This is a genomic window from Mycolicibacter heraklionensis, assembly GCF_019645815.1.
GTDB classification, from domain to species: Bacteria; Actinomycetota; Actinomycetes; order Mycobacteriales; family Mycobacteriaceae; genus Mycobacterium; species Mycobacterium heraklionense.
Genome location: NZ_CP080997.1, coordinates 2418054 through 2443177, shown reverse-complemented (window position 1 = coordinate 2443177; position 25124 = coordinate 2418054). Strand labels below are relative to the sequence as shown.

Here is a 25124-nt window from a genome sequence, read left to right as displayed (position 1 = left end):
ACCGGTCGCGGTAGGCCTTCGGCGACACGCCCAAGTGGTCGACGAATACTCAACGCAGGGTTTCGGGGCTGCCGAATCCTGCTCGGCGTGCGGACTCGGTGACGCTGTGGCCGGCATCGAGCGCGGCACGCGCGGCATCGATGCGTACCTGTTCGACGTAGCGGGCCGGGGTGGTCCCGAGCTCAGCCTGAAACAGCCTTGTCAGTTGCCGGCTGCTCAAGGCGGCGCGCCTGGCAAGCGCGTCCACGCTGTGGTCGTCGGCCGGGTCGGCCACAATCGCATCGGTAACCTTGCGCAGCGCAGACTGGGGAGCCGGATCGGCCTCGACCAGCGCGGAGAACTGTGACTGTCCGCCTGCGCGTTTGAGATAGACCACCAACCATCGCGCGACCTCGCGAACCAGCTTGCTGCCGTGATCCATTTCGACCAACGCCAACGCGAGGTCGATGCCGGCTGACACCCCGGCCGAGGTGTAGACGTCGCCATCACGGATGAAGATGGCGTCCGGCTCCACCGCGATGTCGGGATATGCCCGCGCGAACAACCGGGCGTCATGCCAGTGGGTGGTGGCACGACGGCCGCTGAGCATGCCGGCCTGCGCAAGGATGAAGGACCCGGTGCAGATGGACGCCAGGCGCCGCGTTCGACCCGCCACCGACCTGACGGCTTCGACGAGTGCGGGATCGATGGGCCGCCGGGGTAACTGGTCGCCGCCGGCCACCAACACGGTGTCGGCCGACCCGATGGCGGCAATGCTGTCGGTGACGCCCAACCGGGCGCCGATCGAGGTCGTGACATCGCGGCCATCCACCGAGGCGATCTTGACCAGGTAATCCGCGCCAAACCGATTGGCTTCGACGAAGACTTCCGCGGCCCCGGCGACATCGAGCATCGTCACCTCGTCAAAGACGATGATCACCACCAGTCGCGCCCCGGCACCGGCGTCTGTCACGCAGCCATTATGTCGCTTTCGCTGACCAATCCGCTCAGGGAGCATGTCGCATTCTGTGGGAAAGGCGGCGTGAACGGCCGCGGTCGACTCGACGCGCCAAACACAGAATGGCTGCAGACCCAAGCAAGGAGATGCGTCCATGACCCAGTCGATCGAGACAATCGCCGACATCACCATTCCCGACTCTGCGCTGGCACGGGAGATCACCGCGTTCATTCGAGATGCCGAAGACGACTTACTCTTCGACCATTCGCGCCGGGTGTTTCTGTTTGGCGCGCTGCAGGGCCGCCGCCGCGGGCTGCGGCCAGATCTGGAACTGCTTTACGCCGCGGCGATGTTTCACGATCTGGGCCTCACCCAGCGCTACCTGGAATCAACCGTGCGCTTCGAGGTGGACGGCGCCAACGCAGCGCGAGACTTCCTGCTGCAGCACGGAGTCGGCGAAGCCGAGGCCCACAAGGTGTGGCTCGCCATCGCCCTGCACACCACCCCCGGCGTGCCCGAGTTCCTCGATCCGGAAATCGCCTTGGTCACCGCCGGCGTCGAAACCGACGTGATAGGCATCGGACGTGATGACCTCTCCCCCGCGAACATCGCTGCGGTCACGGCGGCCCATCCACGTCCGAACTTCAAAAAGCAGATCCTTGCCGCCTTCAACGAGGGGATGCGGCACCGGCCGCACACCACCTTCGGCACCATGAACGACGACGTCCTGAAGCACTTCGACCCCACCTTCGAGCCGGTCGACTTCGCCGACCTCATCCTGGGCAACTCATGGCCCGAGTAGGCGCCGACATGCGCGTGGTGGTCGCCATCACCGGTGCGACCGGAGCCGCGCTGGGCATCCGTCTACTGGAAGCTCTCGGGCAGCTGGGCGTCGAGACCCATCTCGTCCTGAGCGACTGGGCACGGGCAACCATCAAGATCGAAACCGACTTCACCGTCGAGCAAGTCCGGGCCCTGGCCTCGCACACCTACAGCGTCGGCGACCTGGCGGCCGGCATCTCCAGCGGGTCGTTTCGCATCGATGGCATGGTGGTGTGTCCCTGCAGCATGAAGACGTTGAGCGCCATCCGAATCGGCTTCAGCGACAACCTGATCACCCGAGCCGCCGACGTCACGCTCAAAGAACGCCGCAAGCTCGTCCTGGTCGCACGCGAAGCCCCGCTCAGCGAGATCCACCTGGAGAACATGCATCACCTGGCCCGCGCTGGGGCGGTGATCTTTCCGCCGACCATCGCCTACTACGGGCGACCTGGTTCCGTCGGCGAAGTGACCGACTACATCGTCGGCCGGGTCATCGACCAACTCGGGATCGAACACTCGCTGATCGACCGCTGGAAGGACCACCGGCCCGGCGGCGACGACGAACCGGCTCCGTTGGCCGTAGTGAGGGGACCGAAATGACCACCGGGACAGGGCTTTCCGAGTACGGCACCGGCGTCGACGGTCACCGGGCGGAACCCGACCTGCGTAGCTGGCTCGCCACGCTGGCGGCCGCCGGACAGTTGCGCCGGATCAGCGTGCCGGTGGACTGGGACGAGGAGATCGGCGCCATCACCCGGGCCAATCTCTGTCTCGGCGGCCCGGCACTGCTGTTCGAGAACATCATCGGCCACCAGGACACCCGGTGCACGAAGCTGCTGACCTCGGCGATCGGCAGCCGGCGCCAGGTCACCTTGATGCTGGGTCTGCCCGAGGACACCAGCGATTCGCAGATCGTGGCTTACCTGCGGGAGGCCTTCCGGCGGCCCATCCCGCCGCGGGTGGTCGATACCGGGCCGGTCAAACAGAACATTGTCGAGGGTGCCGACATCAACCTCTGGGAGCTGCCGGTGCCCAAGTGGCACGGTGAGGACGGCGGCCGCTACCTGGACACCTTCTGCGGGGTGGTCACCCAGGACAAGGTCACCGGATGCGACAACATCGGCCTGTACCGCGGCATGATCGTCGACCGCGACAAGATCGCCAAACTGCTGGTGCCCAGTCAGGGCTGGGGCGGCCACATGGCGGACTACCGGCCCGAGCCCATGCCGGTCGCCGTCGTCTACGGGTGGCACGACGTGCTGCCGTTCTGCGCCGGCAGCCCGTTCCCGAAGAACATCTGCGAGTGGGACATGATGGGCGCTCTGCTGGGCCGCCCCGTTGATCTGGTGGCCTGCGACACGGTGCCGCTGCTGGTGCCGGCCACCGCCGAGATCGTCGTCGAGGGTTTCATCGATCCCGATCCGTCCACCTTCGTCATGGAGGGCCCGTTCGCCGAGTACCCGGGCTTCATCGGCGACGCGGCGCCCGCCCCGGTGCTGCGCGTCACCCGGATCACCCACCGTGACGACCCGGTGCTGCGCGGCACCCTGGAAGGCATCCGGCCCGGAATGCTCAACGAGGACAGCATCATCAACTTCGCGCGCTCGGCGATCACCTGGAACACCCTTGACGATCTCGGCATCGGCGGCATCACCGACGTCTGGATGACCGAGGTCACCAACGGTCAGAACACCCTGGTTCAGATTCAGAAGCGGTACCGCGGGCATGCGCAACAGGTTGCGGCCGCGCTGTGGGGCACCGGCGGGTCGATGTGGTTCCACAAGAACGTCGTCGTTGTGGAGGAAGACGTCGATTTGCACGACCCAGCGGCCCTGGACTGGGCGATGTCCTACCGGGTCAACGCCGGCAGCGGCGACATCGCCTTCTTCGGTCCGGGACTGGGCTCGTCGCTGGATCCGTCGACCCCGCCGGAGCGGAATGACACCAACCTCTACGGCAGCGGCGAGTGGACGCGGGTGCTCGTCGACGCCACCCGCAGTTGGGGCGTCGCCCCCCGGCCGGCATGGGGCGGGCGGCGTTTCCCGCCGACCGACCGGCTGCCCGCGGAACTGGAATCGCAGATCGCCGCCCGTTGGTCCGAGTACGGGATCGGTATCCCCTATCTCGACGCCCGGGGCCGCGAGATGCTCACGCTGGAGAAGCTGAGCAGGCGGATGCCTCAGGTGTAGCCGCCGGCGGACGGGGCTACGCGCGGATGCCCGCCACGGTGTCGGCCAGAGTTTCGCGGACGTCACGGAACACCACGCTGAGGTCTCGCTCGGCAGGGGTGTCATCAGATTCGGGCATCTGGGTGTAGTACTGCATCCCGGCCTCGGTGAACGGAGTCGAGATCGGAAGCGCCCGCTCGACTTGATCCAGGAACCGGCCCGCCCAGCGCAGGGCGATATCCGGTATCGGCAGCGCGACCATGGGCGAACCCGACAGCTCTTGAAGCAGGTTCGCCAACTGCCCCGGCGGTATCCGCCGGCCGCCGGCCATGTAGCGGCGCGGGCCACGGCCCGGCTCCAGCAACGCGAGATGCATTGCCGCCAAGTCACGAACGTCGATCACCAGCCAGGCACTGCCACGCCCGGGGATGACATGCATCTGCGGCGCGGCCCGTACGCCTTCGCCGGCCTCCCCCAACCGGTTTCCGACCGGAGGTCCGAGCACCATGCCCGGATAGGTGATGTTGACCGGGGCCCCGGCGTCCTGCAGGCCGCGCGCGTAGAGGTCTTCACGGGCCTTCGACCGGCCATAGCCGTCCGCGCCCCCTGCCACCGGCAGGTCAGCCCGCAACGTCGTCAGTCCGGGGTGAAACAGCGCGGTGAAGCTGGAGACGTGAATGATCGGGTCCAGCCCCAGCTCAACCGCTCCGCCGAGCACGTTGTGGGCACCGGCCGAGTTCGTGGCCAGCATCTGCGCCGTCTGCCGCGGATCGGTGGCCACCACCGCGGCGGCGTGCACAACCGCATCGCAGCCGCGCAGGGCCTCGCGTACCGAGTCCGCGTCGGTAATGTCACCCACCACGTAGTCGGACACGTCGACACCCAGCCGCGCCACGCTGTCGTGCAGACCCGCCGGATTTCGCACCAGGAAGCGGACCCGGTGTCCGGCATCGGCGATCGCCTTGGCGGTCCAGCCTCCGACGAATCCCGTTCCGCCGGTGATCAACACCTGCATGTTCGCCAAGTCCCTTCTTCGCCCCCGGTCCGTTTCCGCTGCGGTCAGGTCCGTTTCGGCAGCTGGGCGCCGATCAGCGGTGCGATCTTGTCGGCCATGTAGGCGTGACCGGCATCGGTGGGGTGCACCCCGTCCGGGCCGATCAGGTCGGGCAGGCCGACGAACCACCGCTCGGCGAGCGGATCGACGAACTCCGCGCCGACCACACGTGCTTGCGTACTGAGGACATCGCGGATCCGCCACACGTTGCCCGGGACGTCGGCAACCGGCCACGGCGGCCCGATCACCAGCATCCGCGCCCCCGGCGCGGTGCGGCGAGCCAAACCCAGGGTGTCGGCGATCAGTCGGCTCAACTCGCCCGGCTCGACGTCCTGGTCGTTGCGCGAACCGAAGAACACCACCAACGCGTCGTCGGGTTGCACCGCACGGCGGGTCAGGTCGCCGAACAGCCCGCCGAGGTTGCCACGCACGCCATAACCCGCACCGCCCTCGGCCGCCACGTCGGCGCTGACGTACACCCCGCGGCCGGCCAGGTTCTGCCACGCCCGCTCGGTCCAGTTCGCCGCACCGCGACCGGTGTCCTCGTACCCGGCCGTGTAGGAGTCACCGATCACCGCAATCCGATTCGGCGAGGAACTCAGCGGCACGGTCTCGTAGTGGCGCGTCGACTCGTGATCGCGCGACAAGTAGCCGGTCCCTGCGACGACCGCGACGACGCCGGTCACCATCACGACGGCGAATGTCATCACCCGACCCACGGGCTACCTCCCCCAATCAACTTCAGCGCAGACTAGCCGGAACCGCGACCTTGGGCTCGCCGAGGACACCGTCGTCCGAGCCGGTCGACTCGTTCACGTCTCCCGAGTTGTGCGGCGGGCCCACCGGTTCGACCGGCTCGACCGCCAGGGGATCTTCTGTCGGTGTGACCTGCGCCGACTCGGGCCGGGCGCCGATCATCTTGCGCATCCAGTGCCGACCGGGCTCCTCAACAGCGTGGAACAGCAGCATCGACAACAACGTCGCCGCCACCAGCAAGCCGCACACCATCCACTTGGCCGCGGTCGCCCCCTCGTCGAGCACGATCTCGAATTGCTTTGCGGCCCAGTTCCAGGACGTGTGCACCAGCTCGTGGACCATATACAGGCAGAACGAGATCTGCCCGCCGTAGACCATCACGCGGGTGGACAGCAGCGCCGGAAGGCTTCCGATACCGATCGCCAGGGCCATGACCAACGGCACGAACAGCACATCCACCAGTCCGCCGCTGTCGTACAGCCCCGAGATCGGATGGCTGTCGAAGTAGTACAGAACGCCGACCATCGCGGCGATGAGCAGTGCGGAGCAATAACCCGCGGCACTGCGGAACCGGTCGGTAGGCGCCAGCTTGCGCACCGCGGCGCAGGCCAGGGCACCCGCGGTGAACTGCATGACGATGCGCGGCAACCAGCTCCACGGGCTGTAGAACTGGCCGGTCGCCAGCAACAGCAGCAGCGGCGGAAGCGAGGCGATGACCGCCAGTGCCGCCAGCCCGCGCGCCGAGGTCACCCGCATCATCCGGTAGACCGCCAGCACCAGCACGCCGAACAACAGGTAGGCCAGCCACTCGGCACTGATGGACCAGGCCGGGCCGTCCCAACTCGACCCGTCGAAGAACGGCTCGAACCACAGTTGCATCAGCAGGACCTGACGGACATAGCTGATCGCGGTGATCCGGCTGAGCTCCTCGGTGGGCACATGCCCGACATGAAGAGTGAAGATCACCCACAGCAGGGCCAGGTGCATCGTGACCAGGTAGATCGGCCAGACCCGGGCCAGCCGCAGCCACAGAAAGTGCACCGTGGCGCGCACCGAGAAGGTCTCCCCCATGCGCTCCAGGTAGTTCCAGGTCAGGACGAAGCCACTGAGGATGAAGAACAGATCGACGCCTTGGGCGCCTCGGTCGAGCACCGGGGCGAGCGCATCGCTGAGCTCCGGGGACGCCAGTCGCAACAACGGCCGGAAGTGAAACAGCACCACCCATACCGCGGCGATGATGCGAAGCCCGGTCAGGGCCTTGATCTCTCCGCTGCGCACAACACTCTTTCGCCGGTGGGCTTCGCATGCCTTGACTGCCTCGGGTGCGGGCCCGCCGAGACGACCCGGCGATCGGCAGCCGCAACCCGGTGGCCGGCAGCCCTCGAAGACTAGCAGCGGGACTGTCCCGGGTGAAGTTGTCGGCCGGGCACGTCGGCGACGATGCCGGCGGGGCCGTTGTGAATACTGTAGCGATGCCAGACGACTATCAGGTTGGGCGCGGAATCGCCGACATCACCGGCGAGCCGGCCGAGTGCGGAATGCTCGGCTACGGCGTGGCCTCGCAGCAGACCGACGGACTGCACAACCGGCTGCGCGCGCGGGCATTCGTCATCGCCGATGCGGCCGCCGGCACCCGGCTGCTGCTGGTGGTCTGCGAGATACCGCTGCTGCTGGAAAGCATCCACCACGAGGTGCTCGGACGCCTGGCCGCGACCTACGGCGGGCTGTACACATTCCACAACGTGATGTTGACGGCGACGCACACCCATTGCGGCCCTGGCGGCTACTCCGACCACCGGCTCTACAACTCGAACACCAACGGGTTCCGGCACCAGACCTTCAACGCGATCGTCGATGGGATCTGCGACGCCGTCGACCGGGCGCATGCCGACCTCGCCCCCGCCGGCTTGAGCCTCGCCGTGGGCCGGCTGCACGACGCCAGCAGCAATCGCTCGCCGTCGTCGTTCGCCCGCAACCCGGAAGCCGACCGTGCCCACTTCCCGGACAAGATCGATCCGCAGACCACGCTGCTGCGCATCGAACGGGACGGCCGGCTGGTCGGTGCGGTGAACTGGTTCGCCACCCACGGCACGTCCATGACCAACCGCAACACCTTGATCAGCGGCGACAACAAGGGCTACGCCGCCTACCAGTGCGAGCGCCTGGACCACGGCGTCGACTACCTGGCAGCCACGCCACCGGACTTCATCGCGGCCTTCGCCCAGACCAACTCCGGGGACATGTCGCCGAACCTCAACCATCGGCCCGGCAGCGGCCCCACCGAGGACGAGTTCGAGAACACCCGGATCATCGGGTCCCGCCAAGCCGCTGCGGCCACCGAACTGACCCTGGGGCATGGCACCGAGGTCACCGGCGGGCTTGACGCCCGCGCCACCTACGTCGACCTGACGGATTTCGAGGTCCGGCCCGAATTCACCGGCGACGGCCGGACCCATCGCACCGGTCCCGCGATCGCGGGTGCGTCGTGCCTAGCCGGCACCGACGAGGGCGCCGGCCCGCTGTACCCCGTGTTCAAGCAGGGCCGTAACCGCATCTTCGACGCACTGGTCGCCAACACGGTGTTCCGGCTCTCCCCTCGACTGCGCGACGCGCACGCCCCCAAGGGCGCGGTGGGCCCGGGAATCCGGCTGAACAAGGCGCTGTCGATGCTGATGCCGGAGGGCGGCCCGGTGCAGTTGCTGCGGATCGGGCAGCTCTACCTGATCGGTATTCCCGCCGAGGTGACCATCGTGGCGGGTCTGCGCCTGCGCCGCACGGTGGCTGAGATCGTCGGCGCCGAGCTGCGCGACGTGCTCGTGGCGGGCTACAGCAACGGCTATCTGCATTACGTGACGACGCCGGAGGAATACGACGAGCAGCGCTACGAGGGCGGCAGCACATTGTTCGGGCGCTGGGAGCTGCCGGCCCTGCAGCAGGTGGTGGCTGAGCTGGCCACGGCGATGCGGGAGCAGCGGCCGGCGCCCGAAGGCCAGCGGCCGGCCGAGCCGTCCCGCCGGCGGCGGTCACGTCGCCGGGCAAAGCCGGATGAGCTGCCCGGCGGCCAGCGGTTCGGCGATGTCTTGGCGGCTCCCCTGCCTGGCTACGCTCCGGGCACCACGGTGTCGGCGGTGTTCGCCGGCGCCTACCCGAATAATGACCTGCACCGCGGTGGCACCTACGTGCGGGTGGAGCACCAAACCGGTGGCGAGTGGAGCACCGTGGCCGACGACAGTGACTGGTCGACGACCTTCCGCTGGCGACGCGCCGGCCGGCGCGGGTCGACCATCACCGTGACCTGGACGATTCCCGACGACACCCCCGCCGGGCAATACCGGCTTCGCTATGACGGCGACGCCCGGGACCGAAATGGGCGGATCAGTGCGTTCACCGGGGCAACCGAGCCGTTCGAGATCTCACCAAAGCGTTAATCGGCCGCCCAAGACGCCTTAACTTCACCGCATAACGTCGGGAACATCGAGGTTGGCTCATCTGCCGACAGCGATCGACATAGAAGGCGGGGGCTGGCATGGCAATCGACATCACCACACGGGGCACCGCTCGGATCAACCCGGTCGTCGAGTGCGGCGACGCGCAGATTCGGGCCCACTACCGTCACCTCGCGACGGTGATCGCGATCCGGGGCCGGATCGATGCCACCAACGTAGACCAGCTCAGCGAGCACGCCCGGCGCTTCGTCCTCGCGAAGGAACCGCTGGTACTCGACCTGAGCGGGGTCACCTCGTTCGCCGCCGCCGGCATCTGGCTGCTGTGCGTCCTCGACGGCGACTGCCGTGCCGCGGGCGTGGGATGGACGCTCATCGAGAGCTCATCCGTGCACGAGCTGCTCGGCGACTTCGATGAGGACGCCATGTTCCCGACGTCGCGTTCGGTGGAGCAAGCGCTGCACGCGCTTGCCGACGGCAACGACCAGCGCCGCCAGATGCTGCTGCCGCTGTTCCAGAAGTCGGCCTGAGATAGGTCCCTGACATAGGTCGGGGTCTCGCCACCGCCTGGCGCTGGTGGCCGCTGGCCGGCGTGCTGGCGACATTGGGCCTGGGCTGGGCGGTGGGCCGCGACTCGACACCCATCGACAACTGGTTCAGTCGCGCCACCTTCACCCTCATCGGCGGGCAGCCCCGGTGGCTGTTGATCTTCACCAGCGGCTGGTTGGTATTGGCGGTGACGGTGGCGTGCCTGGTGGTCGCCTTGTCGCGGCGGCAGTGGGCGCTGGCGGCCGCGGTGCTGGCCTGCCCATTCGCCGTCACCGTCGCCACGGTGGCGCTCAAGCACTTCTTCGACCGGCGTAATGGGCCCTACCTCGAATACCCCAGCGGCCACACCGCGCTATTGGTGGCGGTGCTGGGAATGATGGTCGTGGTGGCCAGTTCGAAGTTGGCCCGGGTCTGGGCCCTGGCCGCAGCCGCGCTGGTAAGCCTGCTGGGGATCCTCGGGTTGGTGGCCTGCGGCTACCACTTCCTCACCGATACCGTCGGTGCGACGATGCTCGCCACCGCGCTGGTGTCTGGAACGGCTCGGTTAACGTCTGCGCTGTGATCGTGCTGCTGCCCCCGTCGGAGACGAAACGCGCCGGCGGCGACGGACCACCGCTGTGCCTCGATGCACTGGCATCCCCGCAACTCACCAGCCTGAGGGCGGAACTGGTCGACGAGCTGGTGGCCTTGGCCGCTGATCGGGACGCCAGCCGCAGCGCACTGGGTTTGTCGGCGTCCCAGGACGGTGAGATCGAACGCAACGCCGCGCTGCGGACCGCTCCTACCGCACCGGCGATCAACCGCTACACCGGTGTGCTCTACGAGGCGCTGGACGTCGACTCGATGCGCGGCGCCGCGGCCGCCCGGGCCACCGCCAGGCTGGCCGTCGGATCCGCCTTGTTCGGACTGCTGCGGGCAACGGACCCGGTACCCGCGTACCGCCTCTCGGCAACCTCGAAGTTGCCCGGACAACCCGGATTGGCCAAGCGCTGGCGACCGGTACTGGAACCGGTACTGGCCGAGATCGCCGCCGCCGAACTGATCGTGGACCTGCGGTCTGGGTCCTATGCGGCACTGGCCGCCATTCCCGGTTCCGTCCGCGTCGATGTGGTCGCCGAGCACGCCGACGGCCGGCGGACCTCGGTGAGCCATTTCAATAAGGCGCACAAGGGGCGACTGGCGCGGGCGCTGGCCACCACCCGGGCCGAACCCGACGACGCCGCAGCAGTGGCGGCCACGGCTCGCCGGGCCGGGATGCGGGTGGAACGCGACGACCGTCGGCTGACCATTGTGGTCGCCGCATGATCCGGGAACTGGCCGCGATCGCACTGATCACGACGGGATGGCTTGCCGGCGTGGCTTCCGCCGCCCCGGAGGTGCCACCGGTCAGCGCGCAGGCCGGTGCGGCCGGGTTCGTCGACGTCCGCACCGCCGTGCCGGACGCGATCATCGACCTGCGCTACGCCACCGCGAACAACTTCGTGGGCGAACAGCTCTACCCGTCCAACGCTCGGTGTCTGGTGCACGAGTCGCTGGCGCCGGGTTTGGCGACCGCCGCCGCCGCGCTGCGCAGCCGAGGCCGCATTCTGGTGTTCTGGGACTGCTACCGGCCCCACAGCGTGCAGGTGCGGATGTTCGAAGTGGTGCCCAACCCGAACTGGGTGGCCCGGCCGGGCTCACTGGCCCGCAGCCACGAGACCGGGCGATCGGTCGACGTGACTACCGCGGACGCGCAAGGGCGGCTGTCGGAGATGGGCACCGGGTTCGATGACTTCTCCCCGGCTGCAACGGCATTCGCCGACGGGATCAGCCCACGTGCCGCGGCCGAGCGTGCCGCCCTGCGCGACGCGATGAGTGCCGGTGGTCTGGCCGTGTATTCGGGCGAATGGTGGCATTTCAACGGCCCGGGCGCCGACGTGGGACGGCCGATCCTCGACGTGCCGGTCAATTAGGCGGCGGCTGCGCCAGGTGACGTTCCACCGATTCGACCTTGGTGTTCATCGCGTCGACCGCGCCGTCACGCCAATCGGCTTTGATTACGGTGCTGACCCGCGGTGACCGGGCCGCTACCGCTTCCACCGCCCGTTGCACCACGGCCATCGCCTCGGCCCAGCTGTCGCTTTCGATCACGGTGAACATGGAGTCGGTGCGATTGGGCAGGCCCGACTCCCGGACGACGCGGACCGCCTCCGCGACGATCTCGCCGACCCCCTCCCCCACACCGAGCGGCGTAACCGAGAACGCAACCAAGACCGACACGCGACTCACCCCTCCCGGAAGGCACCACGGCGAGCCTACCTAGCATCGATGCCGTGCGAGTTCTGGTCCAGCGTGTCTCGTCGGCCCGGGTCAGTGTCGACGGTCAGACGATCGGTGCGATCGACCCAGACGGCCAGGGCCTGCTCGCTCTGGTCGGTGTGACCCACTCCGACGATTCCGCCACGGCGCAGCGGCTCGCCGAAAAGCTTTGGCAATTAAGGATCCTCGACGATCAGAAGTCGGCAGCGGACGTGGGCGCGCCGATTCTGGTGGTCAGCCAGTTCACGCTCTACGCCGACACCGCCAAGGGGCGCCGGCCATCGTGGAATGCCGCCGCACCGGCTCCGGTCGCCGAGCCGCTGGTCGCCGAGTTCGCCGAGGCACTGCGAGGCTTGGGCGCGCACGTCGCGACCGGGCAATTCGGGGCGCATATGAAGGTGGAACTCGTCAATGACGGTCCGGTGACGGTGCTGCTCGAGCTCTGAGCCGAAACCGCCGTGCCTTCACCCCGTGGTCGTTAACGTGTCCGCATGAATACAGCCGCCAAGATCCGCTGCGGCGTCTACGCCGCAATTGCCCTCGCCGCGCTCGTCGCCACCTGGAGCCAGAATCTGGCCTACAACGGGGGCGACCGACCTCTGTCCCGGTTCATCCCCGACACAGCGGTGAACCCCGCGTCGCGCTCGATCACGGCAGACATCTTGCTGTTGACCTTGGCGGCGATGATTCTGATGGTTCTCGAAGCCCGCAGACACAACGTGCGGTTCGTCTGGGCCTACATCGCAGGTGCGTTCCTCACCGCGATCAGCGTGACCTTCCCGCTGTTCCTGATCGCCCGCGAACGCCGGTTGGCAGCCGAGGGCTCGGAAACACCCCGGCTGGGTGGCACCGATATAGCACTGCTTTCCGCGCTTACCCTCGTGGCGGCGGGCCTCACCCTGTGGGTCGACACCCGGTAGCGTCAGGAGCAACGACCTGTTCTGATCTACTTGATTGTGTCGGGACACAGTTCCTGTTGTGCGGTAACAGCAATACCGTGGCCGTCTACAAAAATGCCGTTTCCTCCCGGGAATCCGGCCACGGTATCCAGGCTTGACCCGTCACGCAAAGCCGAGCACATGATGTGTCCGAGTCCGATGAGTGTTGAATCGTTCATTCCTTGGCGAATTCCTTTGCTGTGGATGCTAGAGATAAATGATGCATCATCGGCATGGGCCTCACCCGCTGTTCCGATAATCAGCAGCCCTGCAGCAGCCGCGCCAGGACCGAGCTTCTTCTTAATGCGATTCATTGCAGCTTCTTTCGTTGACAAGGTCACGGGCATAGCGTTCGGTCGGCAATTTCCGCAGCTGTGGTTAGTGAATACGTCATGTTGAACGGGTGCGAATGCCAGTATGCGCCGTTGCCATTGGCCACTCGGGCAAGCGGTGCGCACTATCCAGACCATGTGGAACGCTATCGGCACCCTATTCGGCAGCAACGACCTGTTCTAATCTACTTGATGGTGTCGGGGCACAATTCCTGTTGTGCTGTAACGGCGATACCGTGGCCGTCCACAAGAATACCCGCCGGGAACCCGGCAACGGTGTCCAGGCTGGACCCATCTCGCAATGACGAGCACATGATGTGCCCGAGGGCGATGATTGTCGAGTCATTCATCGCGGCGACGCGAATCCCGTTACCGCGGATGGTTGAGATGAATGATGCGTCATCGGCATGGGCCTCACCCGCTGTCCCGACAATCAGCAGTGCTGCGACGGACATACCAGCACTGAGCGTCTTCGTTATGCGACTCATTGCCGTTTCTTTCGTTGACGCGGTCATGGCATAGTACGCGATCTGCGATGTCGAGATGACCGGTCCGGCGCTGGTAGGCCCTCCGGCAGGGGCACTGGAAGACCCGCCCGTATCAAGCCTTCAAGGTCAGCATTTGGAATCGGCGGCCGTACTCGATCTTTTACGATTTCGACCTGGGTACCCGCTGCTTGTTTGAGATCGACGGCCTGCTCTACACCGACCAAGTCAGTGCGGTCCGCATGTACTACGACGAGTCCACACCGAAAACGTTCGACATCACTATCGGCACTGGCGGTGATATGGAAGACCCCCTGGGGCAAGTCGTCCGCACCATACAAACCATGTGGAACGCCATCGGCACCATATTCGGCAGCAACGACCTACTCTGACAACGAGCTAATGCGGAAGCGTGTCGGGACACAGTTCGTGTTGTGCCGCGCCGACGATCTGATCGCGGAATAGCCCTGTGTATCCGAAGTATTGAATCGACTCGACCGGGCGGCCCCCGCGAAGTAGATCGCATATTGCATGACCCATTTGGATCACGCCCCAGTCTGGAAAGTACAAATTATTTGGCACACCGCTAGCTCGCGCGTATTCGAGATATGACTGATCGTCTGCCGTCGCCACGCCTGCTGTTCCGAGTAGTAGTCCCAGCGCCGCCACGCCGGCACCGAGCGTCTTCGTAACGCGACTCATCGCCGTTCCTTTCGTTGACACGGTCATGGAATGGTATGCGATCTGCGATGTCGAGGTGACCGGTCCTGCTGGCTTTACGCGCTACACCGATCCGCTAGGGAGATTGAAGCCGGCAACTTCGGTTACCTGGAGTACTTCACCCAGGACGGCGGCGGCACCGCCTACACCGTCAGCTCAGCTTTGGCTATGCGGCAGGGGCATTGGAAGACCCGCCCGTATCAAGCGTTCAAGGTCAGTATTTGGAATCGGCGGCCGTACTCGATTTTCTATGATTTCGACCTCGGCACCCGCTGCCTGTTCGAGATCGACGGTCTGCTCTACACCGACCAAGTCAGCGCGGTCCGCATGTACTACGACGAATCGACGCCCAAGACATTCGATATCACCATCGGCACCGGCGGTGACATGGAAGACCCACTGGGGCAAGTCGTCCGCACCATCCAAACCATGTGGAACGCCATCGGCACCCTATTCGGCAGCAACGACCTGTTCTAAGCTCCGGGGCACAGTTCCGATCGTGCCACGTCGATCATGTAGTCCGGCACCGAAGCGTTCATTAGGTAGTTGAATCCTGCACGTGGGTCACCGCTGAAGCGGATGTTGTCGCATATCATTCGCCCAGTTTGCATCGCCTCCGCCGGCGAAGTTAAACCGATGATCATGGATGCTGCACCACCGTAGGTCATGCCGTGCGCAGCCAGGCCGTCAAGGAATGACTGCTCGTCAGCGCATGCCACGCCTGCCGTTCCGAGTAGTAGTCCCAGCGCCGTCACGCTAGTACCGAGTGTCTTCGTTATGCGACTCATTGCCGTTTCTTTCGTTGACGCGGTCACGGCATAGTACGCGATCTGCGATGTCGAGATGACCGGTCCGGCGCTGGTAGGCCCTCCGGCAGGGGCACTGGAAGACCCGCCCCTATCAGGCGTTTAAGGTGTCGATCTGGAATCGGCGACCGTACTCGATCTTCTACGATTTCGACCTCGGCACCCGCTGCCTGTTCGAGATCGACGGCCTGCTCTACACCGATCAAGTCAGCGCGGTGCGCATGTATTACGACGAGTCGACGCCGAAGACGTTCGACATCACCATCGGCACCGGCGGCGACATGGACGACCCACTCGGCCAAGCCGTCCGCACGCTACAGACCATGTGGAACGCAATCGGCACCCTATTCGGCAGCAACGACCTGTTCTAGTGCGGCAGGGTGTCGGGGCACAGCTCGTGTTGCGCCCCTTCGATCATCACATCGGTCAGTGCCCAGTTAGCAAGTGGCATAAGGCCGGCGCGCGGGTTGCCCGTCTCATGGATCTTGTCGCACGTCTGGTGTCCCAACTCGATGGTCAACGGAGCCGCATACGCGCCTGGGTGGTACGTGAATCCGTGGGCGAATAGGTAGTCCAGGTAGGACTGATCGTCAGCCTGCGCCATCCCGGCCGTTCCGAGTAGTAATCCCAGCGAGGTCGTGCCCACGCCGAGCATCTTCGTGATGCGCCCAATCGCTGTTTTCACTTCGAGCCTTCCAGGGTGTCGGGACACAGCTCGTGCTGCGCGGCGTTCACCCAGGCCCACCCATCGCTGTTGGTGAAGCCATCGGCGACAACCTGGGGCGGCGTGCCACCCCGAAGCATCGTGCAAACGTTGTAACCGGTCATCAGTCGGCCTGCGTCGGATTGCCACATGGAGAAGTAGTTGCGCGGCGGAATTTGGTCCAGAAACGCTTGATCATCCGCGCCCGCAGCTCCCGCCAGCCCCAGAGCCATTCCCGCGGTGACTACGCCCACAGCTGCTGCTCTCGCAGTCCGTCTCATCATCCATTCCTTTCTAAGGAGGCCGGTGAAACCGCACATCAACCAGCTTGGCCAACTCAAGCTGCCCGAGATTCCCGAACCGGGCCCGGATGCCCACCCGCTCGACAAAGCCATGTGGGCTATTGCCGATGCCCTGAATTGCCCAGTATCACCCGACGGCACGATCTATGACCTGCGGTTTGTCAACATACCGGTGATCGCACGGCACCTGGCCCGCGCCGGAATGGGCCCCGTCGCTGGTCAGGCCGTCATCCGGGCCTGTGACGCCCCGGGCGGTTACCGGCAGTGGATCGACGTCGACGCGCCCGATCCAGAACCGGTCGACCTGGACAGCACACCCCTTTCCGACTTGGACCCCGATGACCCGCGGGTCCGGGCCCTGCTCGCCGAACGCTTCGGTGGCACTGACTTCGCACCACCACCGCCACCCGACGGGTGGCGTATCCGACCGTCCATCAAACTCGCAGAGGACTATCACTGATGACTGCACCCGTGCCCGCCAAGACCGGCGACGTCGTTCACCTGTTCAACACCCTGCTCTCGGCAGCCTGGTACGGGGTCGTCTGCGATGAAGACACCCCGCAGATGATGTCGGCCACCCTCGAAGCCGTCCAGGGCGACGCCGTGCTGACCACCCCGGTCCTGGTCGGCCGGCAAGGCGAACCTGGCAAGAACGCGCCGATCATCGAGCTGGAGTTCATCGATGGCCTTGAGACCTTCGAGGACGCAACCACGCTGCTGCCGGACTGGGATGAGTCGATGATCAACCATGGCGTGTGGCTGGTCGACGACAAGGACAATCCCACCAAGAGCCTGGTCTACATCTGGGACGGCACCAAATGGCACAAGGTGCTGCCCGGCCCGTCGGGGCCCGTCGGTGCCACACCGAACATCTCGATGTCGTATGAGACCATTCCCATGAATGAGCGCAGTCCCGGTGTCACCGACACCGTTGAGGTCTCCGGCGACGTCCGCAACCCGCACTTCACCATCCGGGCACTCTCGCCTCAGGGGCCTCCCGGCCCCTCCGCAGCGATTGAGAATTCGGACGGTTACGACCAGACGAAGACCAAGCACGTCGGAGATGTGCTGACGGTTCTCGATGACGGGCAATGGGGTCCGTCGCAGATGACCCTCAAGCAGTGCCGCCTGTACACGATCCCTGAAGGTGCGTTCACCAACACCCCGAACTTCATCGGTATCGGCCCGACCGACTTCAGCGTCGGGTCCTATGTGATTCCCGCGTAACCCTTCGCGTGGATTCCCTACATCACCGGGCACATCAAAGCCACCGGCCTCGAGCTCGACGACGACCCGACCGAGATCGGTTGCGCCCCTGGGCAATCGATTCCCGGCCGGTGCCACCGATCGCGTGCCGTCGCGGAGGAGCTATCGCCCCAACCTTCCAGCCGTAGCCATAGCTATCCACAATTGGCGATCTTGCTAACAGGTTGTAGCCAGCCGGCCTTTCCTGTCAGTGGTTCGCACTAGTGTTCGATGTATGGGTAGGAACGTGATCGCCGATCGGGACACCATCTTCGGGTGCCTCGACGCGATCGAGGCCGCCTACGACCAGCTGGCGCAGTGCTCGTTCGATGGCCTGAACGCCGAGGAATTGATGGCCGTGCTGACCCGCCGCGAAACGCTGGCCTGGCGCGCACCCGCGGTCGATCACCAGATCCTGGCCCGCCTGGCCGCACAAGCCAATCCCGGACTGCTCGGGGCGTGCTCGCTGACCAAAGCTCTGGCCGAACGACTTCGGATCAGCCGCGCCGACGCCCGCCGCCGGGTCGCCGAAGCCGCCGAATTGGGACCGCGCACCGCCATGACCGGCCAACCCCTCGATCCCGTACTGCCGGCCCTGGCGGCCGCCCAAGCCGACGGCCAGATCAGCCCCGAACACGTGGCGATCGCCCGCAAGGCATACGCGAAGATTCCAGCGACGGTCCCGGCCGATAAGCGTGAGCAAGTCGATGCCCATCTCGCCGTCCTTGCCGGTGAATACGAACCCGAGACCTTCACCCGATTCGCCGATCACCTCGTGGCAGTGCTCAACCAGGACGAAGAATTCAGCGAGCGGGAACGCCATGCCCACCGCGGGCTACGCCTGGGCCGCCAAGGCCCCGACGGCCTGAGCCCCCTGACCGGCAAAATCACCCCCGAACTACGTGCCACCTTGGAACCCATCCTGGCCAAACTCGCCGCCCCCGGCATGTGCAACCCCGCCGACGAACACCCCTGCGTGCAAGGCACCCCCACCGAAGATCAAATCCGCACCGATGACCGCCGACCCGACCAACGCAACCACGACGCCCTGCTGGCCGCCAGCCGCGCCCTGCTCGCCATCAAAGATCTCGGTCAACTCAACGGCCTGCCAGTCACCGTCATCGTCACCACCACGCTGGCCGAACTCCACGCCGCAGCAGGACACCCCCCACCCGACGCTGCACCTGTCACCGGCAAAGCCCACACCGCCGGCGGGACGCTGCTGCCCATGAGCGACCTGCTGCGGATGGCCGAACACGCCTACCACTATCTCGCCATATTCGACGGCAACGGGCGCGCCCTGTGGCTAGGCCGCACCAAACGCCTCGCATCCGCCGACCAACGCATCGTCCTGCACGCCCGCGACCGCGGCTGCACCCGCCCCGGCTGCACCGTATCGGGGTATCTGTCCCAGGCGCATCACCTCGACAACGACTGGGCCCACAACGGGCGCACCGACGTCGACGCTCTCGCCCTAGCCTGCCCACCCGACAACCGCATGGCCACCGAACACAACTGGCTCACCCGACTCGGCCCCACCGGCAAAGTGGAGTGGATCCCCCCGCCACACCTCGAACGCGGTCAGCCCCGCGTCAATCCGTATCACTTCATCGAAGACATCATCAACACACACCTGCGCCCAGACCCACCACCAGACGACCCGGATCCACCCGAAGATTGGGAACTAGCCCAATGACTAACGGGAACCGGGAGGCACCGACGTCCCGGCAGCCGAAACCGGCGACCGATAGACGCCCACCAGGTTGCGGTGCCACCAGGTCCCGTTGCATCGCCGCTCGGAGCGGGTGGTGAAGCGGTACTCGTAGAGCAGTATCCGCACGAAGCTCGGTGGGCTGTCCGGAAACGGGTTGTGGCGCAACAGACGTAACGTGTCCCGGTCATTGCGCAGTAACCGTTGCAGCAGCGCGTCACGCCACGGCAGCGCGTACCGGGGCGAGAGCGCGGCGAACCACATCAGCCAGTCCAGCCGCAGATGATACGGCGCCCATTGACGCGGAAGGCGTTCCACCGCACCGGGTTTCCCTTTGAACTGATATTCGCTCCAGGGCGTCCGCTCGGTGAGTTCGGTCGCCGCCGTGCCTTCGATCACCAGCTCCCGGCGGGAACGACCAACTGTCCCGAACGCACCGTAGCTGTTGACCAGATGAAGCGGATTGAAGCTGGCATTCATGCGCTGATGACGTGATGCCAGGTTGCGCACCGGCCAGTAGCTCAGTATCACCACCATCGCGGCGAACACCATCACCAGAGCGGTGAACCACACCGGGGCTGGCGCCATGGCTGGCGGTTGGAGGCCCGAAATCCTTCCGGTCAACCAGGATTCGTCGAGGGCGCCAGCAGCCAAGACGATCGTGATCCAGTTCAGCCAGGCGAAGTTGCCCGAGGCCACCAGCCACAACTGGGTGACGATGATGATCCCGGCGGCCACACCGGCGATGGGCTGCGGAGCGAATAGCCCGAACGGGACCACCAGTTGGGCGACATGGTTGCCCGCTGCCTCTATTCGGTGCAAGGGTTTGGGCAGGTGGTGGAAGAACCAGCTCAACGGCCCCGGCATCGGCTGGGTCTCGTGGTGGTAGTACAAGCAGGTCAAGTCACGCCAGCAGGAATCGCCGCGCAGCTTTATCAGCCCCGCGCCGAACTCGATGCGGAACAGCAGCCAACGAGCCAGCCACATGACCAGTACCGGTGGCGCGACGCGGTCATTGCCCAAGAAGACAGCCAACAGCCCGCTTTCCAGCAGGATCGATTCCCAGCCGAACGCGTACCACGTCTGGCCGACATTGACGATCGACAGATACAGCCCCCAGAGCACCAGCCAGATCGCCATCACCGCCCACAGCGGTACCAGCTCGCCGGCTCCCACCATCAGAGCCGCGGCCAGGCCCGCGCCGAGCCAGCACACGCAGGCGAAGAAGCGATCCGAGTAGTGCAGGTGAAAGATGCTGGGCGTCAGCCGAAACGGACGACGGCGCACGTACTGCGGCACCGGCGTCATGCCGTGTTCGCCGATCAGTGCACGGAACTGCCGGGCGGCCGCGACAAACGCGACGATGTAGATGGCGGCGATCCCGCGTTCGAGGATCAAGCGGCCCAGCCAGTAGCCGGAACCGCTCAACCACGCCCACTGTGTGTTCACACCTGCAACTCCTCGGTGTGATGTTCATACCACCGGTCGGGGCAGGAATCAGCCGGTTGACAGTGTGCGGTGCAGCAGATGCATGGCCACCGTTGTCGAGCGTTCCCGGACGTCGGCCCGTTCCCCTGGCAACCGGGTGGTCCGCGTGGTCATCCGGCCGTCGCCCAGCGCCACACAGAAGCACACCGTGCCCACCGGTTTGTCCGGCGTTCCGCCACCGGGCCCGGCAATTCCGGTGATCGCTACCGCGGTGTCGGCGGAGAAGCGGCGCAGCGCGCCCGCGGCCATGGCCTCGGCCACCGGCTCGGAGACCGCACCGTGTTCGGCGATCAATGCCGCGTCGACGCCGAGCAGTTCCACCTTCGCCTCGTTGGAGTAGGACACCACTCCGCCGGCCAAGTAATTCGACGCGCCCGGCGGGTCGGCCAACCGGCCCGCCAGTAGGCCCGCGGTGCAGGATTCGGCGGTCGCGATCAGTCGACCGGCTAAGAGCGCCGCCACCAGATCGTCGATCTGCGAACCGTCCTCGGAAAAGATGGCCCGGGAATGCCGTTCACGCAGCAGTGCCAGCAACTGCTCGTAGGCGCCGGCGGCGTCCGGCTCGTAGCGCGTGACGATCTCCAGTTCGCCGCGGCGCAGGCAGGTGGTGATCTCCAGCCGGCGAAAGTCGCCGACGACATCCTGCGCGTGCCGCAGCGTGTCAGCCAGACCGGACTCGGGCAAGCCGAACATCCGGATCATCTGCTGCTCGTAATGCGTCCGTCCGGCCAACGCCTCCTGCACCGCGGCAGTCTGGATGGCCTTGTGCCACATCGGCTGCAGCTCACGAGGCGGCCCCGGTAGCACCACGACGGTCGGCGCGCCGGGCACCACCACGCCGGGCGCGGTGCCCACCGGGTCCAGGACCGTCGCGCCGGCCGGAACCATCGCCTGTTTGCGGTTGGCCGCCCGGACCGTCGCGAAATCCGGAGCGCCCGGACCCGTGTAGCGCGCCATCATGGGTTTGATGATGTCGGCGATCCGGGCTTCCAGTTCGTCGTCGAGCACGACGTCACGGCCGCAGAACCTGGCGACGGTGTCGACCGTCAGGTCGTCAGCCGTCGGCCCCAGGCCGCCGCTGGTGATGATCAAGTCCACACCCTCGGCGGCCAGGAACCGCAGCTGACTCTCGATATCCCTGGGCCGGTCGCCGCAGATCGTGATGTGCGCCAACTCGACTCCGAGTTCTAGGAGCCGGTCGGCCAACCACGGTCCGTTCCGGTCGGTCACACGTCCGGTGAGTACCTCGGTACCGGTGACGACGATTCCTGCGCGTGCGCTCACCGGTCCGAGATTACGCAGTCAGCGTCAGGGCAAGCCCGGAATCAGCATGACCTCCATCGGCGACACCGGCGCGACCGGAGCCGTCGGCAGATACCCGGTGGGAGCCAACGCCGTCGTCGCCGTCACCGGTGCCGGACCGCCGAAGTTCGGCATCGGGAACGGCAGCACCGAGCTCAGGCTCGCCGGAAGGTTCCCCAAGCCGGGCAGCCCGGTGGCCGAGGCCTGCTGCTGCGGCATCGCGCTCGGCGAGGGCGGCACGTTGAAGGTCGCGGTGGCCAGCGGCGCCTGACCGGGCGTCGCGGGCGGAGCGAAGGTGGTGCCGCTCAGCGCCGAGGTGGTGGTCTGCAGCAATTGCTGCGGAATGCTCGTCGAGGACGCAACCATCTGCTCGACCACACCGGGCAGCCCGGGGTTGATCGGCACGGTGTCGGCGTTGGCAGTGGCGCTGGACGCCAGCGCCCCCAGGAACAGTCCCGCGGCGGTGCCGGCCGCGACGGTCAGGTACTTACGGATTCGTGACATGGCTTCTCCCCAATCCCAACAAATAGAAGGTCGGGACTGAAGTTATCCGTGTGAAAACTGTTGCCTGTGTGACACGAGGGGCGGTTATGCAACCGTTGCGAACCGGAGCCGCGACAGTTACCGTGCCGGCGTCAGCGGGCCAACCAGCCCTGAGTCTTCGCGAGATCCGTCGTGTACGTCAGCAAGATGGAGTCCTCGTAGTGCGATCCGCCGTTGAGGGTGTTGTTGTCGCGCCAAATCGCGTGGACGTGGTAGATCCCGCGACTGTAGACATCGACACGCTCGCGCTGGGTGCGCCGCCAGCCGTTCTGCTCCGCCTTTTCCGACAAAATCTCCCGCGCGTCGGTCGCGGTGGTCCCACTGGTCTCAGTGCTCATTGCGCCGGCCTTTTCATCCATAGGCCAAATACGCTATCAGCTGCCCAGATACGTCCTCCCGTCGCGCGGCGCGTGACCACCCCGGACCGCGAGGCGCCGACGTAACATCGACGGCGATGACCGCAGTACCGAGCGATCCGATCGCCGATGTCGCCCGGACCGAATCCGGCGCCCGGATCGGGGCGTTCTTCGACCTGGACGGCACGTTGGTGTCCGGGTTCACTGCCACCGCACATGCCGGCGACCGGATCCGCCGACGCCAAGCCCGCGCCGGTGAGGTGTTCGGCGTGGTCGAGGCCGCCGTTCGGTACCGCCTGGGACGCATGCAGTTCGAGCGGCTGCTGGTGCGAGCAGCGGGTTATCTGCGCGGCGAGTCCATCGGCGAACTCAACGACGTCGGCGCACGACTGTTCTCCGACCACATCACGAGCCGGATCTACCCACACATGCACGAGATCGTGCGGGCACATCAGCGGCGCGGACACACCGTTGTGCTGAGCTCGTCGGCACTGACCATCCACGCCGAACCGGTGGCCCGGTTCCTGGGCATCGGGCAGGTGCTGTGCAACCGGTTCGAACTCGACGAGCGGGGCATCCTGACCGGTGACATCATCAAGCCCGTGGTGTGGGGTGCCCAGAAGGCTGCCACGGTGCAGGCGTTCTGCGCCGATAACGGGATTGACCTCGAACAGAGCTTCTTCTACGCCGACGGCGACGAGGATGCCGCTTTGATGGCGCTGGTCGGCCGGCCCCGCCCGGTCAATCCTCGACCCGGGCTGGCGGCGCTGGCCGCCGAGAACGACTGGCCGGTCCTGCGCATCACCGGCCCCGTCCGCACCGGTGGGCGGTCCTTACGCCGCGCCGCCGGCTTCGGGGTGGCGGTACTGCGCGCATTTTCCACTCGCTGAACTACTAGCCGATGACCCCGGACACGATCGCCGGTAGTGTTAGGTATCACCAGCCCACCTAGGCCCGACTGGCCTCGTGATGCCGAGTCTGGTAGTTAATTAGAACACGTTTCACTTCGATCCCCGCCCCGTTAAGGAGTAGGTCATGCACACTCCCCTCTGCGACGAACTCGGCATCGAGTTCCCGATCTTCGCTTTCACCCACTGTCGCGACGTGGTGGTCGCCGTGAGTAAGGCCGGCGGTTTCGGGGTGCTGGGCGCGGTGGGCTTCACCCCGGAGCAGCTCGAGATCGAGCTGAAGTGGATCGACGAGAACATCGGCGACCACCCGTACGGCGTCGACATCGTCATCCCCAACAAGTACGAGGGCATGGACTCCGGACAGTCCGCCGAGGAACTGGCCGAATCGCTGCGCAAGCTGGTCCCCCAGCAGCACCTCGACTTCGGCAAGAAGCTCCTCGCCGACCACGGCGTGCCGGTCGAGGGCGCCGACGAGGACAGCCTGCAGCTGCTCGGCTGGACCGAAGCGACCGCCACCCCGCAGGTCGAGGTGGCACTGCAGCACCCGAAGGTGACGATGATCGCCAACGCGCTCGGCACTCCCCCCGCGGACATGATCAAGCACATCCACGAGTCGGGCCGCAAGGTCGCCGCGCTGTGCGGCTCCGCGCGACAGGCACAGAAGCACGCCGCGGCCGGCGTGGACATCATCATCGCCCAGGGCGGCGAAGCCGGCGGCCACTGCGGCGACGTGGGCTCGATCGTGCTGTGGCCCGAGGTCGTCAAGGCGGTCGCACCGGTGCCGGTGCTGGCGGCGGGCGGCATCGGCAGCGGCCAGCAGATCGCCGCGGCCCTGGCGCTGGGCGCACAAGGCGCGTGGACCGGTTCACAGTGGCTGATGGTCGAGGAATCCTCGAACACCGAGGCGCAGCACGCGGCCTACATCAAGGCGGGCAGCCGCGACACCGTGCGCAGCCGCTCCTTCACCGGCAAGCCGGCCCGGATGCTGCGCAACGACTGGACCGAGGCCTGGGAAGCCCCGGAGAACCCGAAGCCGTTGGGTATGCCGCTGCAGTACATGGTCTCCGGCATGGCCGTGCGTGCTACGAACAAGTACCCGAACGAGAGCGTCGACGTCGCGTTCAACCCGGTCGGGCAGGTCGTCGGCCAGTTCACCAAGGTGGAGAAGACCGCGACTGTCATCGAACGGTGGATTCAGGAGTACCTCGAGGCCACCAGCACCCTGGAAGCCCTCAACGAAGCATCGGGCGTCTGA

Annotated in this window: 30 protein-coding genes and 3 pseudogenes; 18 read left to right on the top strand and 15 right to left on the bottom strand. The window is 66.1% G+C overall.

Annotated features, from left to right (window positions below; genetic code table 11):
- Positions 1 to 52: 52 nt before the first annotated feature.
- Positions 53 to 925 (bottom strand): annotated as a pseudogene (locus tag K3U94_RS11470) (GlxA family transcriptional regulator); the annotation flags it as partial.
- A gap of 166 nt (positions 926 to 1091) precedes the next feature.
- On the opposite strand from K3U94_RS11470, the gene K3U94_RS11465 reads away from it, so the two are divergent.
- The 3 genes from K3U94_RS11465 to K3U94_RS11455 are packed head-to-tail and all read left to right on the top strand — an operon-like array spanning position 1092 to position 3948.
- Positions 1092 to 1739: an HD domain-containing protein gene (locus tag K3U94_RS11465; protein WP_220696548.1), complete on the top strand. Its 648-nt coding sequence runs from the start codon at positions 1092 to 1094 to the stop codon at positions 1737 to 1739.
- An 8-nt stretch (positions 1740 to 1747) separates the two neighbouring features.
- On the top strand, positions 1748 to 2359 hold the full coding sequence (locus K3U94_RS11460; protein ID WP_220696547.1) for a UbiX family flavin prenyltransferase: 612 nt from the start codon (positions 1748 to 1750) through the stop codon (positions 2357 to 2359).
- On the top strand, positions 2356 to 3948 hold the full coding sequence (locus K3U94_RS11455) for a UbiD family decarboxylase (protein ID WP_220696546.1): 1593 nt from the start codon (positions 2356 to 2358) through the stop codon (positions 3946 to 3948). The genes K3U94_RS11460 and K3U94_RS11455 overlap by 4 nt, the downstream gene beginning before the upstream one ends.
- A 16-nt stretch (positions 3949 to 3964) precedes the next feature.
- Here K3U94_RS11455 and K3U94_RS11450 read toward each other — a convergent pair whose 3' ends face one another.
- Genes K3U94_RS11450 through K3U94_RS11440 form a run of 3 tightly spaced genes read right to left on the bottom strand, consistent with a single transcriptional unit; the run spans position 3965 to position 7015 of the window.
- The gene (locus K3U94_RS11450) at positions 3965 to 4942 is read right to left on the bottom strand and encodes an NAD-dependent epimerase/dehydratase family protein (protein WP_220696768.1); all 978 of its coding nucleotides are present in this window, start codon (positions 4940 to 4942) and stop codon (positions 3965 to 3967) included.
- Between the two features lie 44 nt (positions 4943 to 4986).
- On the bottom strand, positions 4987 to 5688 hold the full coding sequence (locus K3U94_RS11445; protein WP_047317815.1) for an Rv0518 family GDSL lipase: 702 nt from the start codon (positions 5686 to 5688) through the stop codon (positions 4987 to 4989).
- A gap of 34 nt (positions 5689 to 5722) precedes the next feature.
- Positions 5723 to 7015: an acyltransferase family protein gene (locus K3U94_RS11440; protein ID WP_220696545.1), complete on the bottom strand. Its 1293-nt coding sequence runs from the start codon at positions 7013 to 7015 to the stop codon at positions 5723 to 5725.
- 194 nt (positions 7016 to 7209) lie between these two features.
- On the opposite strand from K3U94_RS11440, the gene K3U94_RS11435 reads away from it, so the two are divergent.
- The 5 genes from K3U94_RS11435 (at position 7210) to K3U94_RS11415 (ending at position 11681) form a co-directional block, all read left to right on the top strand.
- Positions 7210 to 9165 carry a neutral/alkaline ceramidase gene (locus K3U94_RS11435; protein WP_220696544.1) on the top strand — a complete coding sequence of 652 codons (1956 nt, stop codon included), beginning with the start codon at positions 7210 to 7212 and terminating at the stop codon, positions 9163 to 9165.
- A gap of 98 nt (positions 9166 to 9263) precedes the next feature.
- Positions 9264 to 9710 (top strand): STAS domain-containing protein, encoded by a 447-nt coding sequence (locus tag K3U94_RS11430; RefSeq protein ID WP_220696543.1) that lies wholly within the window; start codon positions 9264 to 9266, stop codon positions 9708 to 9710.
- A gap of 62 nt (positions 9711 to 9772) precedes the next feature.
- The gene (locus tag K3U94_RS11425) at positions 9773 to 10291 is read left to right on the top strand and encodes a phosphatase PAP2 family protein (protein ID WP_220696542.1); all 519 of its coding nucleotides are present in this window, start codon (positions 9773 to 9775) and stop codon (positions 10289 to 10291) included.
- The gene (yaaA, locus tag K3U94_RS11420) at positions 10288 to 11034 is read left to right on the top strand and encodes a peroxide stress protein YaaA (RefSeq protein ID WP_220696541.1); all 747 of its coding nucleotides are present in this window, start codon (positions 10288 to 10290) and stop codon (positions 11032 to 11034) included. Before K3U94_RS11425 ends, yaaA begins: the two co-directional genes overlap by 4 nt.
- The gene (locus K3U94_RS11415; protein WP_220696540.1) at positions 11031 to 11681 is read left to right on the top strand and encodes a M15 family metallopeptidase; all 651 of its coding nucleotides are present in this window, start codon (positions 11031 to 11033) and stop codon (positions 11679 to 11681) included. Before yaaA ends, K3U94_RS11415 begins: the two co-directional genes overlap by 4 nt.
- Here the strand turns inward: K3U94_RS11415 and K3U94_RS11410 are convergent.
- A complete protein-coding gene (locus K3U94_RS11410; protein ID WP_047318088.1) occupies positions 11674 to 11988 on the bottom strand; it encodes an MTH1187 family thiamine-binding protein in 315 nt (104 codons plus the stop codon). The two genes, K3U94_RS11415 and K3U94_RS11410, sit on opposite strands and share 8 nt — an antisense overlap.
- Positions 11989 to 12041: 53 nt before the next feature.
- Between K3U94_RS11410 and dtd the strand changes: the two genes are divergently transcribed.
- Together dtd and K3U94_RS11400 are read left to right on the top strand one after the other, a co-directional pair.
- The gene (dtd, locus tag K3U94_RS11405) at positions 12042 to 12473 is read left to right on the top strand and encodes a D-aminoacyl-tRNA deacylase (protein WP_220696539.1); all 432 of its coding nucleotides are present in this window, start codon (positions 12042 to 12044) and stop codon (positions 12471 to 12473) included.
- A 45-nt stretch (positions 12474 to 12518) separates the two neighbouring features.
- Positions 12519 to 12947 (top strand): DUF2834 domain-containing protein, encoded by a 429-nt coding sequence (locus K3U94_RS11400; RefSeq protein ID WP_220696538.1) that lies wholly within the window; start codon positions 12519 to 12521, stop codon positions 12945 to 12947.
- A gap of 26 nt (positions 12948 to 12973) precedes the next feature.
- On the opposite strand, the gene K3U94_RS11395 is transcribed toward K3U94_RS11400, so the two are convergent.
- Entirely contained in the window at positions 12974 to 13306 is a 333-nt protein-coding gene (locus tag K3U94_RS11395) for a DUF732 domain-containing protein (protein WP_220696537.1), read from the bottom strand.
- Between the two features lie 176 nt (positions 13307 to 13482).
- Positions 13483 to 13812, bottom strand: coding sequence for a DUF732 domain-containing protein (locus K3U94_RS11390; RefSeq protein ID WP_220696536.1), 330 nt, complete (start codon positions 13810 to 13812; stop codon positions 13483 to 13485).
- A 65-nt stretch (positions 13813 to 13877) separates the two neighbouring features.
- Here K3U94_RS11390 and K3U94_RS11385 point away from each other — a divergent pair.
- A pseudogene (locus tag K3U94_RS11385) lies at positions 13878 to 14174 on the top strand (Gp37-like protein); the annotation flags it as partial.
- 7 nt (positions 14175 to 14181) lie between these two features.
- Here K3U94_RS11385 and K3U94_RS24365 read toward each other — a convergent pair.
- The gene (locus K3U94_RS24365) at positions 14182 to 14484 is read right to left on the bottom strand and encodes a DUF732 domain-containing protein (RefSeq protein ID WP_220696534.1); all 303 of its coding nucleotides are present in this window, start codon (positions 14482 to 14484) and stop codon (positions 14182 to 14184) included.
- A 30-nt stretch (positions 14485 to 14514) separates the two neighbouring features.
- On the opposite strand from K3U94_RS24365, the gene K3U94_RS11375 reads away from it, so the two are divergent.
- Positions 14515 to 14979, top strand: coding sequence for a Gp37-like protein (locus K3U94_RS11375; protein WP_491562385.1), 465 nt, complete (start codon positions 14515 to 14517; stop codon positions 14977 to 14979).
- On the opposite strand, the gene K3U94_RS11370 is transcribed toward K3U94_RS11375, so the two are convergent.
- Complete coding sequence (locus tag K3U94_RS11370; RefSeq protein ID WP_220696532.1) at positions 14976 to 15257, bottom strand: DUF732 domain-containing protein; 282 nt, start codon at positions 15255 to 15257, stop codon at positions 14976 to 14978. The two genes, K3U94_RS11375 and K3U94_RS11370, sit on opposite strands and share 4 nt — an antisense overlap.
- Positions 15258 to 15382: 125 nt before the next feature.
- Here K3U94_RS11370 and K3U94_RS11365 point away from each other — a divergent pair.
- Positions 15383 to 15679: pseudogene (locus tag K3U94_RS11365) on the top strand (Gp37-like protein); the annotation flags it as partial.
- Here the strand turns inward: K3U94_RS11365 and K3U94_RS11360 are convergent.
- The gene (locus K3U94_RS11360) at positions 15676 to 15993 is read right to left on the bottom strand and encodes a DUF732 domain-containing protein (protein WP_220696530.1); all 318 of its coding nucleotides are present in this window, start codon (positions 15991 to 15993) and stop codon (positions 15676 to 15678) included. The pseudogene K3U94_RS11365 and the gene K3U94_RS11360 sit on opposite strands and share 4 nt — an antisense overlap.
- Positions 15990 to 16265: a DUF732 domain-containing protein gene (locus K3U94_RS11355; protein ID WP_220696529.1), complete on the bottom strand. Its 276-nt coding sequence runs from the start codon at positions 16263 to 16265 to the stop codon at positions 15990 to 15992. The genes K3U94_RS11360 and K3U94_RS11355 overlap by 4 nt, the downstream gene beginning before the upstream one ends.
- A gap of 52 nt (positions 16266 to 16317) precedes the next feature.
- Between K3U94_RS11355 and K3U94_RS11350 the strand changes: the two genes are divergently transcribed.
- The 3 genes from K3U94_RS11350 to K3U94_RS11340 all read left to right on the top strand — a co-directional run bounded on the left by K3U94_RS11350 (position 16318) and on the right by K3U94_RS11340 (position 19254).
- A complete protein-coding gene (locus K3U94_RS11350) occupies positions 16318 to 16773 on the top strand; it encodes a phage gene 29 protein family protein (RefSeq protein WP_220696528.1) in 456 nt (151 codons plus the stop codon).
- Complete coding sequence (locus K3U94_RS11345) at positions 16773 to 17540, top strand: hypothetical protein (protein ID WP_220696527.1); 768 nt, start codon at positions 16773 to 16775, stop codon at positions 17538 to 17540. The genes K3U94_RS11350 and K3U94_RS11345 overlap by 1 nt, the downstream gene beginning before the upstream one ends.
- 253 nt (positions 17541 to 17793) lie before the next feature.
- The gene (locus tag K3U94_RS11340) at positions 17794 to 19254 is read left to right on the top strand and encodes an HNH endonuclease signature motif containing protein (protein ID WP_220696526.1); all 1461 of its coding nucleotides are present in this window, start codon (positions 17794 to 17796) and stop codon (positions 19252 to 19254) included.
- Here K3U94_RS11340 and K3U94_RS11335 read toward each other — a convergent pair whose 3' ends face one another.
- From K3U94_RS11335 to K3U94_RS11320, 4 genes are all read right to left on the bottom strand, one after another.
- Complete coding sequence (locus K3U94_RS11335) at positions 19255 to 20718, bottom strand: lipase maturation factor family protein (protein WP_220696525.1); 1464 nt, start codon at positions 20716 to 20718, stop codon at positions 19255 to 19257.
- Between the two features lie 48 nt (positions 20719 to 20766).
- Positions 20767 to 22041 (bottom strand): competence/damage-inducible protein A, encoded by a 1275-nt coding sequence (locus K3U94_RS11330; RefSeq protein ID WP_220696524.1) that lies wholly within the window; start codon positions 22039 to 22041, stop codon positions 20767 to 20769.
- A gap of 24 nt (positions 22042 to 22065) precedes the next feature.
- The gene (locus K3U94_RS11325; RefSeq protein ID WP_220696523.1) at positions 22066 to 22563 is read right to left on the bottom strand and encodes a hypothetical protein; all 498 of its coding nucleotides are present in this window, start codon (positions 22561 to 22563) and stop codon (positions 22066 to 22068) included.
- Between the two features lie 131 nt (positions 22564 to 22694).
- Positions 22695 to 22940, bottom strand: coding sequence for a hypothetical protein (locus K3U94_RS11320; protein ID WP_047318087.1), 246 nt, complete (start codon positions 22938 to 22940; stop codon positions 22695 to 22697).
- A 116-nt stretch (positions 22941 to 23056) separates the two neighbouring features.
- On the opposite strand from K3U94_RS11320, the gene K3U94_RS11315 reads away from it, so the two are divergent.
- Together K3U94_RS11315 and K3U94_RS11310 are read left to right on the top strand one after the other, a co-directional pair.
- Positions 23057 to 23848: an HAD family hydrolase gene (locus K3U94_RS11315; RefSeq protein ID WP_220696522.1), complete on the top strand. Its 792-nt coding sequence runs from the start codon at positions 23057 to 23059 to the stop codon at positions 23846 to 23848.
- 145 nt (positions 23849 to 23993) lie between these two features.
- On the top strand, positions 23994 to 25124 hold the full coding sequence (locus K3U94_RS11310; protein ID WP_047317802.1) for a nitronate monooxygenase: 1131 nt from the start codon (positions 23994 to 23996) through the stop codon (positions 25122 to 25124).

What these genes read in the sequence shown, in the direction of transcription:
- K3U94_RS11465 (WP_220696548.1), top strand. Translation starts at nt 1,092, where the DNA reads ATGACCCAGTCGATCGAGACAATCGCCGACATCACCATTCCCGACTCT.
- K3U94_RS11460 (WP_220696547.1), top strand. Translation starts at nt 1,748, where the DNA reads ATGCGCGTGGTGGTCGCCATCACCGGTGCGACCGGAGCCGCGCTGGGC.
- K3U94_RS11455 (WP_220696546.1), top strand. Translation starts at nt 2,356, where the DNA reads ATGACCACCGGGACAGGGCTTTCCGAGTACGGCACCGGCGTCGACGGT.
- K3U94_RS11450 (WP_220696768.1), bottom strand. Translation starts at nt 4,942, where the DNA reads ATGCAGGTGTTGATCACCGGCGGAACGGGATTCGTCGGAGGCTGGACC.
- K3U94_RS11445 (WP_047317815.1), bottom strand. Translation starts at nt 5,688, where the DNA reads ATGACATTCGCCGTCGTGATGGTGACCGGCGTCGTCGCGGTCGTCGCA.
- K3U94_RS11435 (WP_220696544.1), top strand. Translation starts at nt 7,210, where the DNA reads ATGCCAGACGACTATCAGGTTGGGCGCGGAATCGCCGACATCACCGGC.
- K3U94_RS11430 (WP_220696543.1), top strand. Translation starts at nt 9,264, where the DNA reads ATGGCAATCGACATCACCACACGGGGCACCGCTCGGATCAACCCGGTC.
- K3U94_RS11415 (WP_220696540.1), top strand. Translation starts at nt 11,031, where the DNA reads ATGATCCGGGAACTGGCCGCGATCGCACTGATCACGACGGGATGGCTT.
- K3U94_RS11400 (WP_220696538.1), top strand. Translation starts at nt 12,519, where the DNA reads ATGAATACAGCCGCCAAGATCCGCTGCGGCGTCTACGCCGCAATTGCC.
- K3U94_RS11390 (WP_220696536.1), bottom strand. Translation starts at nt 13,812, where the DNA reads ATGACCGCGTCAACGAAAGAAACGGCAATGAGTCGCATAACGAAGACG.
- K3U94_RS24365 (WP_220696534.1), bottom strand. Translation starts at nt 14,484, where the DNA reads ATGAGTCGCGTTACGAAGACGCTCGGTGCCGGCGTGGCGGCGCTGGGA.
- K3U94_RS11375 (WP_491562385.1), top strand. Translation starts at nt 14,515, where the DNA reads ATGGTATGCGATCTGCGATGTCGAGGTGACCGGTCCTGCTGGCTTTAC.
- K3U94_RS11345 (WP_220696527.1), top strand. Translation starts at nt 16,773, where the DNA reads ATGACTGCACCCGTGCCCGCCAAGACCGGCGACGTCGTTCACCTGTTC.
- K3U94_RS11340 (WP_220696526.1), top strand. Translation starts at nt 17,794, where the DNA reads ATGGGTAGGAACGTGATCGCCGATCGGGACACCATCTTCGGGTGCCTC.
- K3U94_RS11325 (WP_220696523.1), bottom strand. Translation starts at nt 22,563, where the DNA reads ATGTCACGAATCCGTAAGTACCTGACCGTCGCGGCCGGCACCGCCGCG.
- K3U94_RS11320 (WP_047318087.1), bottom strand. Translation starts at nt 22,940, where the DNA reads ATGAGCACTGAGACCAGTGGGACCACCGCGACCGACGCGCGGGAGATT.
- K3U94_RS11315 (WP_220696522.1), top strand. Translation starts at nt 23,057, where the DNA reads ATGACCGCAGTACCGAGCGATCCGATCGCCGATGTCGCCCGGACCGAA.
- K3U94_RS11310 (WP_047317802.1), top strand. Translation starts at nt 23,994, where the DNA reads ATGCACACTCCCCTCTGCGACGAACTCGGCATCGAGTTCCCGATCTTC.